Raw genomic sequence first — 18199 nt, 5'->3', positions numbered from 1 at the left:
TGCCCGTTAAGGGCAGGCGTTGCTCTTAATATGTATCTGCTGCCGGGATGCCAAAATCAGGCATCCCATTTTCTTGCCAGCGAACCAATTTCAGACGGGTATGACGATTCGGATCGTACAGCGGATCGCCTTCGATTTCGGTGTAGTTGCGCGCGTGATACACCAGCACATCTTCTCCCTCCGGCGTTTGTGTAAAGCTGTTGTGTCCCGGCCCATACTGACGATTTTCGTAGCTGGTGCGGAACACCGGCTGCGGTGCTTTATGCCAGTTTTCCGGCTGGAGCGGATCGGCGTTGACATCTATCCACAGTAAGCCCATGCAATAGTTTTCATCGGTAGCGCTGGCGGAGTAGCTGACGAACAGTTTATCATCGTGGAACAGCGCCGCCGGACCCTCGTTGACCAGAAAGCCGCGGCACTCCCAGTCAAACTCCGGCTTACTCAGCATCACTGGTTTTCCTTTTAGCGTCCACGGGTTTTCAAGTTCAGCCAGATACAGGTTGGTGTTGCCCGCAATATCCGGGTCTTTTTGCGCCCACAGGTACCACTGCTTGCCCTGATGGTGGAAGGTGGTGGCATCCAGTGCAAAGGTATCAAACGGCGTTTTTACCTGGCCCTTTTCCTGCCATTTGCCGGTTAGCGGGTCGCTATCCGCGCATTCCAGAGCGAACATGCGATGCTGGAACATGCCCAATTCATCGAGATCGTGCGTGTGGCTGGCGGCAAAGTAGATGTACCATTTGCCTTCTATTTCATGTAGTTCTGGGGCCCAAATCAGCTGACTCATTGGGCCGCTCTCCGGCTTGCGCCAGACCACCACCGGCTGCACGTCGCGCAGGCCTTCAAGGGTTGCAGAGCGGCGGATTTCCAGTCGGTCATACTCCGGAACCGAGGCAATAAAATAGTAGCAATCCTGATGGCGCAGAATAAACGGATCTGCGCGTTGTTCAATAAACGGATTTGGCCAGTTTTTCATCAAGCTTTCCTTACGTGTTCACTGGTTTTGTGATCCTGGAACTCATTTAGTTCGCTGTAGTTGATGCGGCGTTTCTCCAGGTCAGACTGAATTTGACGCATGAATTCGCGGTTTACCTTCAGCATACGCACGACCCCTGCGGTAATCAGATAGCCGACGCCGGGGATGACGCTGAATAACAGTACGATTCCGTTAATCGCCGAGGCGCTTTGCTGTTTCGCTCCGGCATCGTAGCCATACCAGGAAAGCAGGAAGCCAACCATCGCCCCGGCAATTGCCAGTCCGACCTTCAGGAAGAACAGGTTGCCGGAGAAGCTGATGCCGGTAATGCGTTTGCCAGTTTTCCACTCGCCGTAGTCGTCTACGTCGGCCATCAGCGACCAGTGCAGCGGCGATGGAATTTGATGCAGAATATTCAGCAGGAAGTAGAGCACCATAATCATCATGGTGGCATGGGGATCGAAGAAGTAGAACGCGCAGGAGAAAATGGCCAGAACGATGTTGGTCCAGAAAAAGACCTGCAGTTTGCACCAGCGGTCGGTCAGTACTTTTGCCAGCATGCTGCCAATCATCATTCCCACCACGCCGAGGCTGATAAACAGCGTCGCGAAGTGGGTGCTTTGCTGCATGACCCAGGTGACGTAATACATGGTGGCGGCCATGCGGATAAAGCCCGGACAGACGTTGCACAGGGTTAGCAGCAGGATACGTACCCACTGATCGTTCTTCCAGACGTCTTTCAGATCTTTTTTCAGTTCGTCGTTAGTCTGCACCGCCGGGCGTACGCGTTCACGAACGGTAGCGAAGCAAAACAGGAACATGCACATACCTATAAAGGCGAGCACCGTCATCGCCATCTGGTAGCCTTTGGCTTTATCTTCGCCGCCGAACCAATCCGCCATTGGCAACAGCGTCAGAGAGAGCAGCAGGGTGGCGATACCGACCATGACAAAACGATAGGACTGGCAGGCCACGCGTTCCTGCGGGTCATTAGTAATCACGCTACCCAATGAGCAGTAAGGAATGTTGATTGCGGTATAGGTCAGCGAGAGCAGGAAGTAGGTGACGAAAGCATAGATAACTTTGCTGTTGTAGGTCCATTCGGGGGTGGTAAACATCAGCACGCTGAACAGCGCGTACGGGAAGGCAATCCACAGTAGCCATGGACGAAAACGGCCATATTTACTGCGAGTACGGTCAGCCATTGCGCCCATAATCGGGTCGGTCACGGCATCGATAACGCGTACGGAAAGCAGCAGAACGCCGACCAGGGCCGGTGTGAGCCCGAAGATGTCCGTATAAAAATAGTTAACAAACAGCATGATGGCGCCGAAGATGATGTTACATCCGGCATCGCCCATCCCGTAGCCAATTTTTTCTTTAACTGAAAGCTTATTGCCATTCATTGTGGAGATCTCCCCGTTGCGGTATGGAGAGAATTATTAGCTGGATAATGGATAAATACGTTGCAGGAAAAGGTCAACGATATGGACAAATAGGTTGTTGCGAGGAAAGTGTGAAGCAGATAACAATGCTCTGTGCCCGCAAAATGGCGGCGGGCACAGATTTTTGAGATGTATGATTATGCTTTTATCGCGCTGGCCGTTTTTTGCTTAAACAGATAGCCGACGCCGAGAACGGCAATCCATACCGGAATCAGATAGACGGAAATCGCCATGCCTGGGGTAATCAGCATGATGACCAGCACACCGACCATAAACAGCAGGCAAATCCAGTTTCCTAGCGGGTAGAACAGCGCCGGGAAGCGAGTAACGACCCCCTGCTGCTGCTTAGCACGACGGAATTTGATGTGCGCCAGGCTAATCATCGCCCAGTTGATCACCAGCGCAGAAACGACCAGCGCCATCAGCAGACCAAACGCGGATTCCGGTGCGAAGTAGTTAATCAGGACGCACAGTGCGGTCACTACCGCGGAAACCAGGATGGTGTTAACCGGCACGCCGCGTTTATCGACGTTCATTAGCGCTTTTGGTGCGTTCCCCTGCTGTGCCAGGCCGAACAGCATCCGGCTGTTGCAGTAGACGCAGCTGTTGTAAACGGAAAGCGCCGCAGTCAGTACCACGATATTCAGCGCGTTGGCCACAAAAGTATCGCCCAGTTCGTGGAAGATCAGGACGAACGGGCTGGTGTCAGCGGTCACGCGGCTCCACGGCAGCAGGGATAGCAGAACGGCCAGCGAGCCCACATAGAAAATCAAGATACGGTAGATAACCTGGTTGGTGGCTTTAGGGATGCTTTGCTCCGGATTATCGGCTTCTGCTGCGGTGATACCTACCAGCTCGAGGCCGCCAAACGAGAACATAATAATCGCCATCATCATCACCAGCCCGGTGAAGCCGTGCGGCAGGAATCCGCCCTGCTCCCACAGGTTACGTACGGTGGCCTGCGGGCCGCCGTTGCCGCTGAACAGCAACCAGCCGCCGAACAGAATCATCGCCACAACGGCGACAACTTTGATGATTGCGAACCAGAACTCCATCTCGCCAAACACTTTGACGTTGGTCAGGTTGATGGCATTGATGGCAACGAAGAAGATGGCTGCAGAAACCCAGGTCGGGATTTCAGGCCACCAGAACTGGACGTATTTCCCTACGGCAGTGAGCTCTGCCATGGCCACCAGAACGTAAAGAACCCAGTAGTTCCAGCCGGAAGCGAAGCCTGCGAAGCCGCCCCAGTATTTGTAGGCGAAATGGCTAAATGAACCTGCTACAGGCTCTTCTACCACCATCTCACCCAGCTGACGCATGATCAGAAAGGCGATGAAACCGGCAATTGCGTAGCCCAGAATAATACCTGGGCCTGCGTTTTGGATGACGGATGCACTACCCAGAAATAAACCGGTACCGATAGCGCCTCCCAGCGCAATAAGCTGAATATGGCGGTTTTTAAGGCCGCGCTTTAGCCGATCGCCATGCTGTTGACCTTCCATCATGAAACCTCGTGTGTGGTTATGGTTATTATGTTTGTATGCGTCATCCTTCAGGTGACTTCTTCACTGTCTGTCCCTGCCTGATAGCATAGTCAGCGAAATTTCAGCGAGCCTGCGCCCCGTTTTACCCTGAGTGATACGACGCACATATTGTTGTGTTTGTGTAATTATGAAATTCCGTTTCTGTACTGATTTCTTTACGCAAGGCAGGGTGGTAATTCATGAAAAGGCCTTTCGTATCATGGAGAATAGTGATAAGCGGAAGTGAATGCACCTGCTTTATGAAGGGATGATGACGAAGCGAGCAAAAAGAAACCATTTGTAAATCATGCCAGCATACCCACTACCTACCTCTTATTTTCTTTATATTCACAAAAAGTGAATTTTTATTCACTTGGTGGTGAGGTGAATCGGTTCAGATAGCGTATTTTTTCGTTTCGATTACGTTAACGCTACCTCATTGTGGGTAAACATAACATTTGTGCAAAGTTACATTTTTGAAATGTTATTTCTGTATGTTTGTTAAAACATGCTGGGTTTACTGATTTCAATCAAAACCTGTATGGACAGAAGGTGAATACTTTGTTACTTTAGCGCTACGAACTATGAATTGGTAAGACCAATTGACTCCGGGCTAATGGCAGAGACAGGGAATATGGCCTACAGCAAGATCCGCCAACCAAAACTATCCGATGTGATAGAGCAGCAGCTGGAGTTTTTAATCCTTGAGGGGACGTTGCGCCCCGGTGAAAAGCTCCCGCCTGAACGCGAACTGGCAAAACAGTTTGACGTTTCCCGCCCCTCGCTGCGTGAGGCGATTCAACGCCTCGAAGCCAAGGGGTTGTTGCTTCGTCGCCAGGGAGGTGGAACGTTTGTACAAAGCCGCCTGTGGCAGAGCTTCAGCGACCCGCTGGTAGAGCTCCTGTCCGACCACCCTGAATCCCAATTTGATCTGCTAGAAACTCGGCACGCGCTTGAAGGCATTGCGGCTTATTACGCAGCGCTGCGCAGCAACGATGAAGACCGCGAGCGTATTCGCGAGTTGCATCAGGCCATAGAGCGAGCCCAGGAATCCGGCGACCTTGACGCCGAATCCGATGCAGTCGTCCAGTATCAAATTGCCGTCACCGAAGCGGCGCACAATGTGGTGTTGCTCCATTTGCTACGCTGCATGGAACCGATGCTGGCCCAAAACGTTCGCCAGAATTTTGAATTGTTGTATGCCCGCCGGGAGATGCTCCCGCAGGTCAGCAATCATCGCACTCGGATTTTCGAGGCGATAATCGCCGGGGAGCCGGAGCAGGCGCGTGAAGCCTCGCATCGTCACCTGGCGTTCATTGAGGAAATTTTGCTGGATCGCAGCCGTGAGCAGAGCCGTCGTGAACGCTCATTGCGCCGTTTACAGCAACGAAAAGATGAGAACTCCGGTTCTTAAGCGCCATTTTTAGAGCGCGGCAACTAAACGCAGAACCTGTCTTATTGCACTTTTAGTTGTTCAAAATAATTTTGGGTGTATCGCGGCGGCAAGCGCGCGAATCCCCGGGAGCATAGCGAACTATGTGACTGGGGTGAGGAAGCGAAGCCACCAAAGAGACAGCCAGAAGTATGAAGAACAAAGAGCGCAATGGGACAGGTTCCAGATTAATCAACGATTAGATAGATAAGGAATACCCCCCATGTCAGAACGTTTACCCAATGACGTGGATCCGATCGAAACTCGCGACTGGCTACAGGCGATCGAATCGGTCATCCGTGAAGAAGGTGTTGAGCGCGCTCAGTATCTGATTGACCAACTCCTTTCTGAAGCCCGCAAAGGCGGGGTGAAAGTGGCTGCTGGCACATCGACTGGCAGTTACGTAAACACTATTGCCGTTGAAGATGAACCGGAATACCCGGGAAATCTGGATCTGGAACGTCGTATTCGTTCTGCGATCCGCTGGAACGCTATTATGACCGTTCTGCGCGCATCGAAAAAAGATCTCGAACTGGGTGGCCACATGGCTTCATTCCAGTCTTCCGCGACTTTCTACGAAGTGTGCTTCAACCACTTCTTCCGTGCACGCAACGAGCAGGATGGCGGCGATCTGGTTTACTTCCAGGGCCACATCTCTCCGGGCGTATACGCACGTGCATTCCTGGAAGGTCGTCTGACTGAAGAGCAGATGAACAACTTCCGCCAGGAAGTTCATGGCAAAGGCCTGTCTTCCTACCCGCACCCGAAACTGATGCCGACCTTCTGGCAGTTCCCGACCGTCTCCATGGGTCTGGGCCCAATCGGTGCAATCTACCAGGCTAAATTCCTGAAATATCTGGAACATCGTGGCCTGAAAGACACTTCCAAACAGACCGTTTATGCCTTCCTGGGCGATGGCGAGATGGATGAACCAGAATCCAAAGGTGCGATCACCATCGCTACCCGTGAAAAACTGGACAACCTGGTCTTCGTTATCAACTGTAACCTGCAGCGTCTTGACGGCCCGGTCACCGGTAACGGCAAGATCATTAACGAACTGGAAGGTATCTTCGCAGGTGCTGGCTGGAACGTTATCAAGGTTATCTGGGGCGGTCGCTGGGATGAACTGCTGCGTAAAGATACCAGCGGTAAACTGATCCAGCTGATGAACGAAACCGTTGACGGCGACTACCAGACCTTCAAATCCAAAGACGGCGCTTACGTACGTGAGCACTTCTTCGGTAAATATCCAGAAACCGCAGCGCTGGTTGCCGACTGGTCTGACGATCAGATTTGGGCACTGAACCGCGGTGGTCACGATCCGAAGAAAGTCTTCGCTGCACTGAAAAAAGCGCAGGAAACTACCGGCAAAGCAACCGTCATCCTGGCCCATACCATCAAAGGTTACGGCATGGGTGATACCGCTGAAGGTAAAAACATCGCTCACCAGGTTAAGAAAATGAACATGGACGGCGTGCGTCACATTCGCGACCGTTTCAATGTGCCGGTAACCGATGAGCAGGTTGAAAACCTGTCTTACATTACCTTCCCGGAAGGTTCTGAAGAACATACCTATCTGCACGCACAGCGTCAGAAACTGCACGGTTACCTGCCGACTCGTCAGCCGAACTTCGATGAGAAGCTGGAGCTGCCTCAGCTTGCTGATTTCGGTCCGCTGCTGGAAGAGCAGAACAAAGAAATTTCTACCACTATCGCGTTTGTTCGTGCCCTGAACGTGATGCTGAAGAACAAGTCCATCAAAGACCGCCTCGTGCCGATCATCGCCGATGAAGCGCGTACCTTTGGTATGGAAGGTCTGTTCCGTCAGATTGGTATTTACAGCCCGAACGGTCAGCAGTACACCCCGCAGGACCGCGAGCAGGTTGCATACTACAAAGAAGACGAGAAAGGCCAGATTCTGCAGGAAGGTATCAACGAACTGGGTGCTGGCGCATCCTGGCTGGCGGCTGCGACTTCTTACAGCACCAACAATCTGCCGATGATTCCGTTCTACATCTACTACTCCATGTTCGGGTTCCAGCGTATCGGTGACCTGTGCTGGCAGGCCGGCGACCAACAGGCTCGCGGCTTCCTGGTCGGTGGTACTTCCGGTCGTACGACGCTGAACGGCGAAGGTCTGCAGCACGAAGATGGCCATAGCCATATTCAGTCTCTGACTATCCCGAACTGTATCTCTTACGATCCGTCTTACGCGTACGAAGTTGCGGTCATCATGCATGATGGTCTGGAGCGTATGTACGGTGAGAAACAAGAGAACGTTTACTACTACATCACTACCCTGAACGAAAACTACCACATGCCGGCAATGCCGGAAGGTGCCGAGGAAGGTATCCGTAAAGGTATCTATAAACTCGAAACCATCGAAGGTAGCAAAGGTAAAGTTCAGTTGCTGGGTTCCGGTTCTATCCTGCGTCACGTGCGTGAAGCAGCAGAGATACTGGCGAAAGACTACGGCGTAGGTTCTGACGTTTATAGCGTCACCTCCTTCACCGAACTGGCGCGTGATGGCCAGGATTGTGAGCGCTGGAACATGCTGCACCCGCTGGAAACTCCGCGCGTTCCGTACATCGCGCAGGTGATGAACGACGCTCCGGCTGTGGCATCGACTGACTATATGAAACTGTTCGCCGAGCAGGTTCGTACTTATGTACCGGCTGATGATTACCGCGTACTGGGTACCGACGGCTTCGGTCGCTCTGACAGCCGTGAGAACCTGCGTCACCACTTCGAAGTTGATGCTTCCTACGTGGTAGTTGCAGCGCTGGGCGAACTGGCTAAACGTGGCGAAATCGATAAGAAAGTGGTTGCAGACGCAATTGCCAAATTCAATATCGATGCAGATAAAGTTAACCCGCGTCTGGCGTAAGAGGTAAAAGAATAATGGCTATCGAAATCAATGTACCGGACATCGGGGCTGATGAAGTTGAAATCACCGAGATCCTGGTCAAAGTGGGCGACAAAGTTGAAGCTGAACAGTCGCTGATCACCGTAGAAGGCGACAAAGCCTCTATGGAAGTTCCGTCTCCTCAGGCTGGCGTTGTTAAAGAGATCAAAGTCTCTGTTGGCGACAAAACCGAGACCGGCAAACTGATCATGATTTTCGATTCCGCCGATGGTGCAGCAGCCGCTGCACCTGCGCAGGAAGAGAAGAAAGAAGCGGCTCCGGCAGCAGCGCCAGCGGCAGCAGCGGCTAAAGACGTACACGTACCGGATATCGGCGGCGACGAAGTTGAAGTCACCGAGATCATGGTCAAAGTGGGCGACACCGTTGCGGCTGAGCAGTCATTGATCACCGTAGAAGGCGACAAAGCTTCTATGGAAGTCCCGGCACCGTTCGCAGGTACTGTGAAAGAGATCAAAATCAGCACTGGCGACAAGGTATCTACCGGCTCCCTGATTATGGTCTTCGAAGTGGCGGGTAGCGCACCTGCTGCGGCTCCGGCGAAAGCGGATGCTGCCCCGGCGGCGGCTGCACCGGCGGCTTCCGGGTCTAAAGAAGTTAACGTACCGGATATCGGCGGCGACGAAGTTGAAGTCACTGAAGTGATGGTTAAAGTGGGCGATAAAATTGCCGCTGAGCAGTCACTGATCACCGTTGAAGGCGACAAAGCTTCGATGGAAGTTCCGGCACCGTTCGCGGGTACCGTGAAAGAGATCAAAATCAGCACCGGCGACAAAGTGTCTACCGGCTCTCTGATCATGGTCTTCGAAGTGGAAGGCGCTGCGCCTGCTGCAGCACCGGCTGCTGCACCGGCACCGACTGCTGCACCCGCTCAGGCCGCTAAACCTGCTGCTGCCCCTGCGGCAAAAGCGGAAGGCAAATCTGAGTTTGCTGAAAACGACGCTTACGTTCACGCAACTCCGCTGATTCGCCGCCTGGCGCGCGAATTTGGCGTTAACCTGGCGAAAGTGAAAGGTTCTGGTCGTAAAGGCCGTATCCTGCGCGAAGACGTTCAGACTTACGTGAAAGAAGCGGTTAAACGCGCCGAAGCTGCACCGGCTGCTGCCACCGGCGGCGGTATCCCGGGCATGCTGCCATGGCCGAAAGTGGACTTCAGCAAGTTTGGTGAAATCGAAGAAGTGGAACTGGGTCGCATCCAGAAAATCTCTGGCGCTAACCTGAGCCGTAACTGGGTGATGATCCCACACGTTACTCACTTCGACAAAACCGATATCACCGATCTGGAAGCGTTCCGTAAACAGCAGAACGCCGAAGCTGAGAAGCGTAAACTGGATGTGAAATTCACTCCAGTAGTCTTCATCATGAAAGCCGTTGCCGCTGCGCTTGAGCAGATGCCGCGCTTCAACAGCTCGCTGTCTGAAGATGCACAGCGCCTGACGCTGAAGAAATACATCAACATCGGTGTGGCGGTTGATACCCCGAATGGTCTGGTTGTTCCGGTCTTTAAAGACGTGAACAAGAAGAGCATTACCGAACTGTCTCGTGAACTGACCGTGATCTCCAAGAAAGCGCGTGATGGTAAGCTGACTGCTGGCGAAATGCAGGGCGGTTGCTTCACTATCTCCAGCATCGGCGGCCTGGGTACCACCCATTTCGCCCCGATTGTGAACGCGCCGGAAGTGGCCATCCTCGGTGTGTCTAAATCCGCGATGGAGCCTGTGTGGAATGGTAAAGAGTTTGTTCCGCGTCTGATGATGCCGATCTCTCTGTCCTTCGACCACCGCGTTATCGACGGTGCTGATGGTGCGCGCTTTATTACCATCATCAACAACACCCTGAGCGATATTCGCCGCCTGGTGATGTAAGCGAAAAGCCGGCCTGACGGCCGGCTTTTTTCTGGTAATCTCTTCTGCGTTTTGAAGTTACCAGCAATAAAGGACAAAATCGTTTGCCGTTTGTTGTTTCAAAATTGTTAACAATTTTGTAAAATGCTTGCGGATAGAACGTCCCGGTGGACATGGGCGTAAAAACAATAGCGTCAGACCCGCCGGATACAAATTACAGAGGTCATGATGAGTACTGAAATCAAAACTCAGGTCGTGGTACTTGGGGCAGGCCCCGCAGGTTATTCTGCTGCCTTCCGTTGCGCTGATTTAGGTCTGGAAACCGTAATCGTAGAACGTTACAACACCCTGGGCGGTGTTTGTCTGAACGTCGGCTGTATCCCTTCTAAAGCACTGCTGCACGTTGCGAAAGTTATCGAAGAAGCGAAAGCGCTGGCCGAACACGGCATCGTTTTTGGTGAGCCGAAAACTGACATCGATAAAATTCGTACCTGGAAAGAAAAAGTTATCACTCAACTGACCGGCGGTCTGGCTGGTATGGCCAAAGGCCGTAAAGTGAAAGTGGTTAACGGTCTGGGTAAATTTACTGGTGCTAACACCCTGGAAGTCGAAGGCGAAAACGGCAAAACCGTGATCAACTTTGACAACGCGATCATCGCGGCGGGTTCCCGTCCGATTGAACTGCCGTTCATTCCTCATGAAGACCCGCGCGTATGGGATTCCACCGACGCTCTGGAGCTGAAAACTGTACCAAAACGCCTGCTGGTTATGGGTGGCGGTATTATCGGTCTGGAAATGGGTACCGTGTACCATGCGCTGGGTTCAGAGATTGACGTGGTTGAAATGTTCGACCAGGTGATCCCGGCTGCCGATAAAGACGTGGTAAAAGTCTTCACCAAACGCATTAGCAAGAAGTTCAACCTGATGCTGGAAACCAAAGTCACTGCCGTTGAAGCGAAAGAAGATGGTATCTACGTTTCCATGGAAGGCAAAAAAGCGCCGGCTGAAGCGCAGCGCTACGACGCCGTACTGGTGGCTATCGGTCGCGTGCCGAACGGTAAAAACCTCGATGCTGGCCAGGCAGGCGTTGAAGTAGACGAGCGTGGCTTTATCCGCGTTGACAAACAACTGCGTACCAACGTGCCGCACATTTTTGCTATCGGCGATATCGTCGGCCAGCCGATGCTAGCGCACAAAGGTGTTCACGAAGGTCACGTTGCTGCCGAAGTTATCTCCGGTATGAAGCACTACTTCGATCCGAAAGTGATCCCGTCCATCGCCTATACTGAGCCAGAAGTTGCCTGGGTTGGTCTGACTGAGAAAGAAGCGAAAGAGAAAGGCATCAGCTACGAAACCGCCACCTTCCCGTGGGCTGCTTCTGGCCGTGCTATCGCTTCCGACTGCGCAGACGGTATGACCAAACTGATTTTCGACAAAGAATCTCACCGCGTTATCGGCGGGGCGATTGTCGGTACCAACGGCGGCGAGCTGCTGGGTGAAATCGGTCTGGCTATCGAAATGGGTTGCGACGCTGAAGACATCGCACTGACCATCCATGCTCACCCGACTCTGCATGAGTCCGTTGGCCTGGCGGCAGAAGTCTTCGAAGGTAGCATCACCGACCTGCCGAACGCGAAAGCGAAGAAAAAGTAAGTTTTTCTTTCAGGCAAAATCGATAAGCGGCTCTGTGAGCCGCTTTTTTTATGGTTGATGTTTACAACTGTGTCGTCGTTAATAAAATTGCATACCTTATTAATACTTGAAAAATAATCACCTTGTAAACTTATAGATAGTTAACTATATGCGAGGTGTGTGATGAAAAGATTATTAACGACGACGCTGCTGGCTGCGGCTTTGGTTTCTGGTATGGCCTGCGCTGCTGATGCCTCCATTCCCTGGGCTGATAACAGCGGCGGTACCGAAAGCACCCATATTGCGGCAATGGGCCAGGATTTGAATATGCAGCATCAGCAGATTACGAAGACCAGCGAAGGGGTATGGGCGGCGAATTCAGGTAGCATCAGCTCTGATGAAGCGGCGCTGACCAGTACTAAGCCAGCTTTTGCGGGCTATCCGTCGCTGATGCCTCATCAGGGCTAAGTTAATGCGGTGACACTGTCCGGCGGCGCAATCGCGTGCCGGGCATTCTTTATTGATTGATGGTCTGCCAGTCTGGATCAGGCGAAAATGCGCTAATTGCCTGTGCCTTGCTTTGCGTTTCCTCACCTAAGTTAGCTTGCCAGACCTGGTCATTTTGGTTAACCATAAAGCTCATTACGCCAGTTTGTCCCCATTCGACAGGCCATGCCAGCAGAGCAACGCCTTGATTATCGCTATCTTTAATTATACGAAAGCGGTAGCCATGATAGCCTTCGCCAGGCTCTGATGGACTAAAGGCTGGCCCTAACGGACTGGGCGTTTCTCCTGGCGCAGCAGGCCAGTAGAGGCCATCTTTTTTACCTTCGCTGCTGATTATTTTTTGCGCCCAGGCGTGATTTAACTGATAGAAATCCTGTTGGGCATCAACATAAGCATGCATCGCCTGAATCGCTGAGAGCTCATTGCGGCCAATAGCGCGGGTGAGAATTTCATCTTCTGCGGCAGCCATATCAAAATGCCAGCCATCATCGCCCTTGATGATGGGGATGGGCAGCCGCCACTCTTCCTGGCCGACGTCCAGCCATGCGCTATTGTCCTGGCGAACAACGTTATGTTTGACTTGCCAGTCGCGCTGAAAACGGTCTACCGCATCATGCGCAATGCCGTCCGGTGGTAAGAACTGCTGCCAATTGTCACCGAGCAGCGTATCCAGCGCAGATTCATCATGCTGACTGATTGCTTCAGCCAGCGCGCTTGCAGCTTGTTCAGGCGTGGAGAATTCTTGTTGTGCCAGAGCCATCATCGGTGTCATGACCAGCGCTAGCAGCGTCATTTGTAGGTGCTTTTTCATCTTCTTATCCTCAGCGGCGACGCAATTCACGATGTTCGGAAAGATGTTCTCTGGCCGCGCTGCGCTGCTCGCTGTTTAAACCTGAGATATGACGACTCTGTCGTCCTCGCTCTTGTTGAGACTGCCAGGAGGGGGCGCGACTGTCGTTACCGCTTAGCGCATTGGCATGCAGGTTACCGAGCTTCTGCTGACGCTGTTCAGGCGTCGCCGACTGGAACTGTTCACGACGTTGCTGTTGCTGCGCAGTGGGGTGCTGAACCTGCGCTTTCACCGTCTCCCTATGCTGCTGCGTGGCGCTATTTTTTACCGCAGGCGTATTGTCATAGCCACGATAGTTATTACGCTGGGTGACCTGGTGGAGCTGCTGTGAGGCGGCCTGCCGCTGCGCGTCGCGGGAAGGGGAGTGCGTTGCCAGATTACCCGCCGTTGCCGTGGTACCCGTGCGCTGCTGCAACTGGGTCATTGCCGCCTGACGCTGCTCATTACGATCTACCGGTGAATGCTGAGTGGCGCTAAGCCCGCCTGGAACACTGGTCTGATGGAAATGCTGCGTGACGTTGTTATTAGGGTAAGGAATATTGCCGCGATAGGCCGGGTTATGCTGCCAGTTGGCATTATTGCCCGGCAAGTTTTGGCCCGTTATGTGATTGAAGTTGTTTACATTGATATTGATGTTATCGCCGTTATGCGAGTAGCCGTCATGATGGTCATCATCGTGATGGTGATAGTCATCATCATGGTGGTGATCGTCATCATCCCAATCGATGTTGCTAAATAACGCGTACGTTGTGGCGACGCCAAGGCTGTAACCAAAACCTTTGACGAAACTATCGGCGAACTGCTCCCCCGGAGGCGGCGGTAAATAGACCGGCGGATAGGCGGTGTTGGCCCAGGTACCGTAAACAACGGCTGGATTGTAGTTGGGAACATAGACAACCTGCGGATCGGCGGATTCTATTTTGATGACCGTCGGAGCCGGTGGAGCCGTCGAAACGACCGTTACCCCATTCTTGGTTTGGGCGCGCGGTGGTGGGACATTTTTCACGCTGGTACTGACTTTCTGCTGCGGTGTCGATTTCAACGTTCCGGTTTGCTGGGCGATAGCGCGCAAGCGCTGTACCGAATCCATCACATCCTGCGGTTGGGCGAGAAACGCGTTACCCAGATTCTCCACCCACGGCGGGTTTTCTCCCATTAACGCTAACAGCGATGGGAAGGCGACCAGCGATTTTACGCTGGGATCCCAGGGTTGATTGGCCACCGCCTGTACCGCCGGATCGCCTTTCATGGTGGGATTATCCTGCGACCACTGCACCGCCTGTATTACGTTGCTTGGGTAGGTGGAGGCCATCAGCACCTGTGACAATAGGTTGTCCGGATACAGCGCGATTGGCGCCACCCACTGATCGATCTGCGCTGGGGTATAAGTGGTTGTCACTGGTTGAGCAGCGGCTGGCGCAGGCGCGGCCTGTACCACGACCGGAGGTTCGGGTATGGGTTGTGGTTCCCGACTTTTAACATAGAGAATACCCGCGGCGGCTAATAACCCGGCGCTACAAAGCAGTGCGAGCACATGGGGTTTGAAAGGCAGTGTCATGAGAACTCCCGGCACAGAAATTGGCCCGTTTTGACATAGTATTGTCGAAAAGCGGGGGATTGCCTGAGTATAAAGAGACCCTATTTGCGTTTTTGATTTTTGTTGGGATTTTGGCCAGTTATGTGTAACAGAATTAATTTTATATTCCGCGAAACTGACAGAAAACCTGCAATATTCTGCCCTTAACGATTCAGCTAATTTTTAATGTTGCTTTTTTGTAAACAGATTAACACCTCCCTAAAATCCTGCTATGCTGCCGACGCGGTATCGGGCATTTACCCTACAAACTGCTGTCTCACAGGAGCGTGAAGAGATCGCCGACCGCATATGACAATGAGAGCGAGGAGATACCGTCGTGCTAAAAGAATATCGTGAGCACGTAGCTGAGCGTGCCGCCGAAGGGATTGTTGCAAAACCCTTAGATGCAACCCAAATGGCCGGCCTGGTTGAGCTGCTGAAGAATCCGCCTGCTGGCGAAGAAGAATTCCTGTTAGATCTGTTAATTAACCGTGTACCGCCGGGCGTCGACGAAGCCGCCTATGTTAAAGCCGGATTCCTTGCCGCAATCGCCAAAGGCGAAGCGACTTCCCCGCTGGTTACCCCTGAAAAAGCCATCGAACTGCTGGGCACCATGCAGGGCGGTTACAACATTCATCCGCTGATTGATGCGCTGGACGACGCAAAACTGGCGCCGATTGCCGCGAAAGCGCTTTCCCATACCCTGCTGATGTTCGATAACTTCTACGACGTGGAAGAGAAAGCCAAAGCGGGCAATGAATATGCACAGCAGGTCATGCAATCCTGGGCAGACGCCGAGTGGTTCCTGAACCGTCCGCAGCTGGCTGAAAAAATCACCGTCACCGTTTTTAAAGTCACCGGCGAAACCAACACCGATGACCTGTCTCCGGCCCCTGATGCCTGGTCCCGCCCGGATATCCCGCTGCACGCTCTGGCGATGCTGAAAAACGCCCGTGAAGGCATTGACCCGGATCAGCCGGGCAGCGTTGGCCCGATCAAACAGATCGAAGCGTTGCAGCAGAAAGGTTTTCCTCTGGCCTACGTTGGCGACGTGGTGGGGACCGGTTCTTCCCGCAAATCGGCCACCAACTCGGTGCTGTGGTTTATGGGCGACGATATCCCGAACGTGCCGAACAAGCGCGGCGGCGGTCTTTGCCTCGGTGGTAAAATTGCCCCTATCTTCTTCAACACTATGGAAGATGCGGGCGCGCTGCCGATTGAAGTGGACGTCAACAAACTGAACATGGGTGACGTGATTGACGTTTATCCGTTCAAAGGTGAAGTGCGTAACCACGAAACCAACGAACTGCTGGCTAACTTTGAGCTGAAAACCGACGTGCTGGTTGACGAAGTGCGCGCCGGTGGCCGTATTCCGCTGATTATCGGTCGTGGTCTGACGACCAAAGCGCGTGAAGCGCTGGGTCTGCCGCACAGCGACGTTTTCCGTCAGGCGAAAGATGTGGCGGAAAGCAATCGTGGCTACTCTCTGGCGCAGAAAATGGTGGGTCGCGCCTGCGGCGTGGCCGGTATCCGTCCGGGTGCTTACTGCGAGCCGAAGATGACCTCCGTCGGTTCTCAGGACACCACCGGTCCAATGACCCGTGATGAACTGAAAGACCTGGCGTGCCTGGGCTTCTCGTCTGACCTGGTGATGCAGTCCTTCTGCCACACGGCGGCGTATCCGAAGCCGGTTGACGTGACCACGCACCACACGCTGCCAGACTTCATCATGAACCGTGGCGGTGTGTCGCTGCGTCCGGGTGACGGCGTTATCCACTCCTGGCTGAACCGTATGCTGCTGCCGGATACCGTGGGTACCGGCGGTGATTCCCATACCCGTTTCCCGATTGGCATTTCCTTCCCGGCGGGCTCTGGCCTGGTGGCGTTTGCTGCGGCGACCGGCGTGATGCCGCTGGATATGCCGGAATCCGTTTTAGTTCGTTTCAAAGGCAAGATACAGCCAGGTATCACCCTGCGCGATCTGGTGCACGCGATCCCGCTGTATGCAATCAAACAGGGCCTGCTGACCGTTGAGAAGAAAGGTAAGAAAAACATCTTCTCCGGCCGCATCCTGGAAATTGAAGGTCTGCCGGATCTGAAAGTCGAACAGGCGTTTGAACTGACCGATGCTTCCGCTGAGCGTTCTGCTGCTGGCTGTACCATCAAACTGAACAAAGAGCCGATCGTTGAGTACCTGACTTCGAACATCGTGCTGCTGAAGTGGATGATCGCGGAAGGGTACGGCGATCGCCGTACGCTGGAACGTCGCGTGCAGGGCATGGAGAAATGGCTGGCGGATCCGCAATTGCTGGAAGGTGATGCGGATGCAGAGTATGCAGCGGTGATCGACATCGATCTGGCGGATATCAAAGAGCCAATCCTGTGTGCGCCGAACGATCCGGACGACGCGCGTCTGCTGTCCGATGTGCAGGGCGAGAAGATCGACGAAGTGTTTATCGGTTCCTGCATGACCAACATCGGCCACTTCCGTGCCGCCGGTAAGCTGCTGGACAGCCACAAAGGCCAGCTGCCAACCCGCCTGTGGGTGGCCCCGCCAACCCGTATGGACGCCGCGCAGCTGACCGAAGAAGGCTACTACAGCGTGTTTGGTAAGAGCGGTGCGCGCATTGAAATCCCGGGCTGTTCGCTGTGCATGGGTAACCAGGCGCGTGTAGCCGACGGTGCGACGGTCGTCTCGACTTCAACCCGTAACTTCCCGAACCGTTTAGGTACCGGTGCGAACGTCTTCCTGGCTTCTGCGGAGCTGGCGGCAGTCGCGGCGCTTATCGGTAAGCTGCCGACGCCGGAAGAGTACCAGACCTACGTTGCGCAGGTGGATAAGACGGCGGCGGATACCTACCGCTATCTGAACTTCGACCAGCTTGGTCAGTACACTGAGAAGGCTGACGGGGTGATTTTCCAGACGGCGGTGTAATGCGCTAAGCCTGCGTTGTACATAATCCCTTCAATGCCCGGTGAACTTTGCGTCACCGGGCATTTTTATTTCTAATCCCTCCATCCGCTACGCTTTTTTTCTCTCTTACTGCTGCGATAATGATTCTATGGGTACAGTGCAGCGGTGACGCATTGCCCTTGCAGAGGAAAAGACTATGGATTACGAATTTCTGCGCGATATTACCGGCGGGGTAAAGGTGCGAATGTCGATGGACCATGAGGCGATTGGCCACTGGTTCAACGAAGAGGTTAAAGATAACCTTGCCCTGCTGGATGAGGTGGAGCAGGCCGCAAGCACCGTTAAAGGCAGTGAACGTTCCTGGCAGCGTGCTGGTCATGAGTACACATTATGGCTGGATGGTGAAGAAGTCATGATCCGTGCTAATCAGCTGGACTTTTCTGGTGATGAGATCGAAGAGGGAATGAGCTATTACGACGAAGAAAGCCTCTCTCTGTGCGGCGTTGAGGATTTTTTACAGGTCGTTGCCGCATACCGCGAGTTCATGCAGCAGCGTTGATGACCGCCTCCCAAT

The 18199-nt window shown here is 53.4% G+C and carries 12 protein-coding genes; 7 read left to right on the top strand and 5 right to left on the bottom strand.

The features are described from left to right. Window positions 1-25: 25 nt before the first annotated feature. From DA718_RS23680 to aroP, 3 genes are all read right to left on the bottom strand, one after another. Entirely contained in the window at window positions 26-976 is a 951-nt protein-coding gene (locus tag DA718_RS23680) for a glycoside hydrolase family 43 protein (RefSeq protein ID WP_112215510.1), read from the bottom strand. Beyond that, window positions 976-2382: a glycoside-pentoside-hexuronide (GPH):cation symporter gene (locus DA718_RS23675; protein WP_112215509.1), complete on the bottom strand. Its 1407-nt coding sequence runs from the start codon at window positions 2380-2382 to the stop codon at window positions 976-978. The genes DA718_RS23680 and DA718_RS23675 overlap by 1 nt, the downstream gene beginning before the upstream one ends. 176 nt (window positions 2383-2558) lie before the next feature. Beyond that, window positions 2559-3929, bottom strand: a complete 1371-nt coding sequence (aroP, locus tag DA718_RS23670; RefSeq protein WP_112215508.1) for an aromatic amino acid transporter AroP — start codon at window positions 3927-3929, stop codon at window positions 2559-2561. A 652-nt stretch (window positions 3930-4581) separates the two neighbouring features. Here aroP and pdhR point away from each other — a divergent pair. The 5 genes from pdhR (at window position 4582) to DA718_RS23640 (ending at window position 12246) form a co-directional block, all read left to right on the top strand. After that, on the top strand, window positions 4582-5361 hold the full coding sequence (pdhR, locus tag DA718_RS23660; protein WP_112215507.1) for a pyruvate dehydrogenase complex transcriptional repressor PdhR: 780 nt from the start codon (window positions 4582-4584) through the stop codon (window positions 5359-5361). A gap of 241 nt (window positions 5362-5602) precedes the next feature. After that, complete coding sequence (aceE, locus tag DA718_RS23655) at window positions 5603-8266, top strand: pyruvate dehydrogenase (acetyl-transferring), homodimeric type (protein ID WP_110272535.1); 2664 nt, start codon at window positions 5603-5605, stop codon at window positions 8264-8266. A gap of 14 nt (window positions 8267-8280) precedes the next feature. Next, complete coding sequence (aceF, locus tag DA718_RS23650) at window positions 8281-10167, top strand: pyruvate dehydrogenase complex dihydrolipoyllysine-residue acetyltransferase (protein WP_112215506.1); 1887 nt, start codon at window positions 8281-8283, stop codon at window positions 10165-10167. Between the two features lie 207 nt (window positions 10168-10374). Beyond that, window positions 10375-11799, top strand: a complete 1425-nt coding sequence (gene lpdA / locus DA718_RS23645) for a dihydrolipoyl dehydrogenase (protein ID WP_110272779.1) — start codon at window positions 10375-10377, stop codon at window positions 11797-11799. 162 nt (window positions 11800-11961) lie between these two features. Further along, on the top strand, window positions 11962-12246 hold the full coding sequence (locus tag DA718_RS23640) for a hypothetical protein (protein ID WP_112215505.1): 285 nt from the start codon (window positions 11962-11964) through the stop codon (window positions 12244-12246). Between the two features lie 49 nt (window positions 12247-12295). On the opposite strand, the gene DA718_RS23635 is transcribed toward DA718_RS23640, so the two are convergent. Further along, entirely contained in the window at window positions 12296-13096 is an 801-nt protein-coding gene (locus DA718_RS23635; protein ID WP_112215504.1) for a DUF2950 family protein, read from the bottom strand. A gap of 10 nt (window positions 13097-13106) precedes the next feature. After that, window positions 13107-14693, bottom strand: a complete 1587-nt coding sequence (locus tag DA718_RS23630) for a DUF3300 domain-containing protein (protein ID WP_112215503.1) — start codon at window positions 14691-14693, stop codon at window positions 13107-13109. Between the two features lie 355 nt (window positions 14694-15048). Between DA718_RS23630 and acnB the strand changes: the two genes are divergently transcribed. Together acnB and yacL are read left to right on the top strand one after the other, a co-directional pair. Then, window positions 15049-17646, top strand: a complete 2598-nt coding sequence (gene acnB / locus DA718_RS23625) for a bifunctional aconitate hydratase 2/2-methylisocitrate dehydratase (RefSeq protein WP_130624398.1) — start codon at window positions 15049-15051, stop codon at window positions 17644-17646. A gap of 175 nt (window positions 17647-17821) precedes the next feature. Further along, window positions 17822-18184 (top strand): protein YacL, encoded by a 363-nt coding sequence (yacL, locus tag DA718_RS23620; protein ID WP_112215773.1) that lies wholly within the window; start codon window positions 17822-17824, stop codon window positions 18182-18184. Window positions 18185-18199: the final 15 nt, after the last annotated feature.

Origin of the sequence: Klebsiella huaxiensis, assembly GCF_003261575.2 — a bacterium.
GTDB classification, from domain to species: domain Bacteria; phylum Pseudomonadota; class Gammaproteobacteria; order Enterobacterales; family Enterobacteriaceae; genus Klebsiella; species Klebsiella huaxiensis.
Note: the sequence above shows the minus strand (reverse complement) of the source record. Positions and strands in the feature narration are given on the sequence as shown.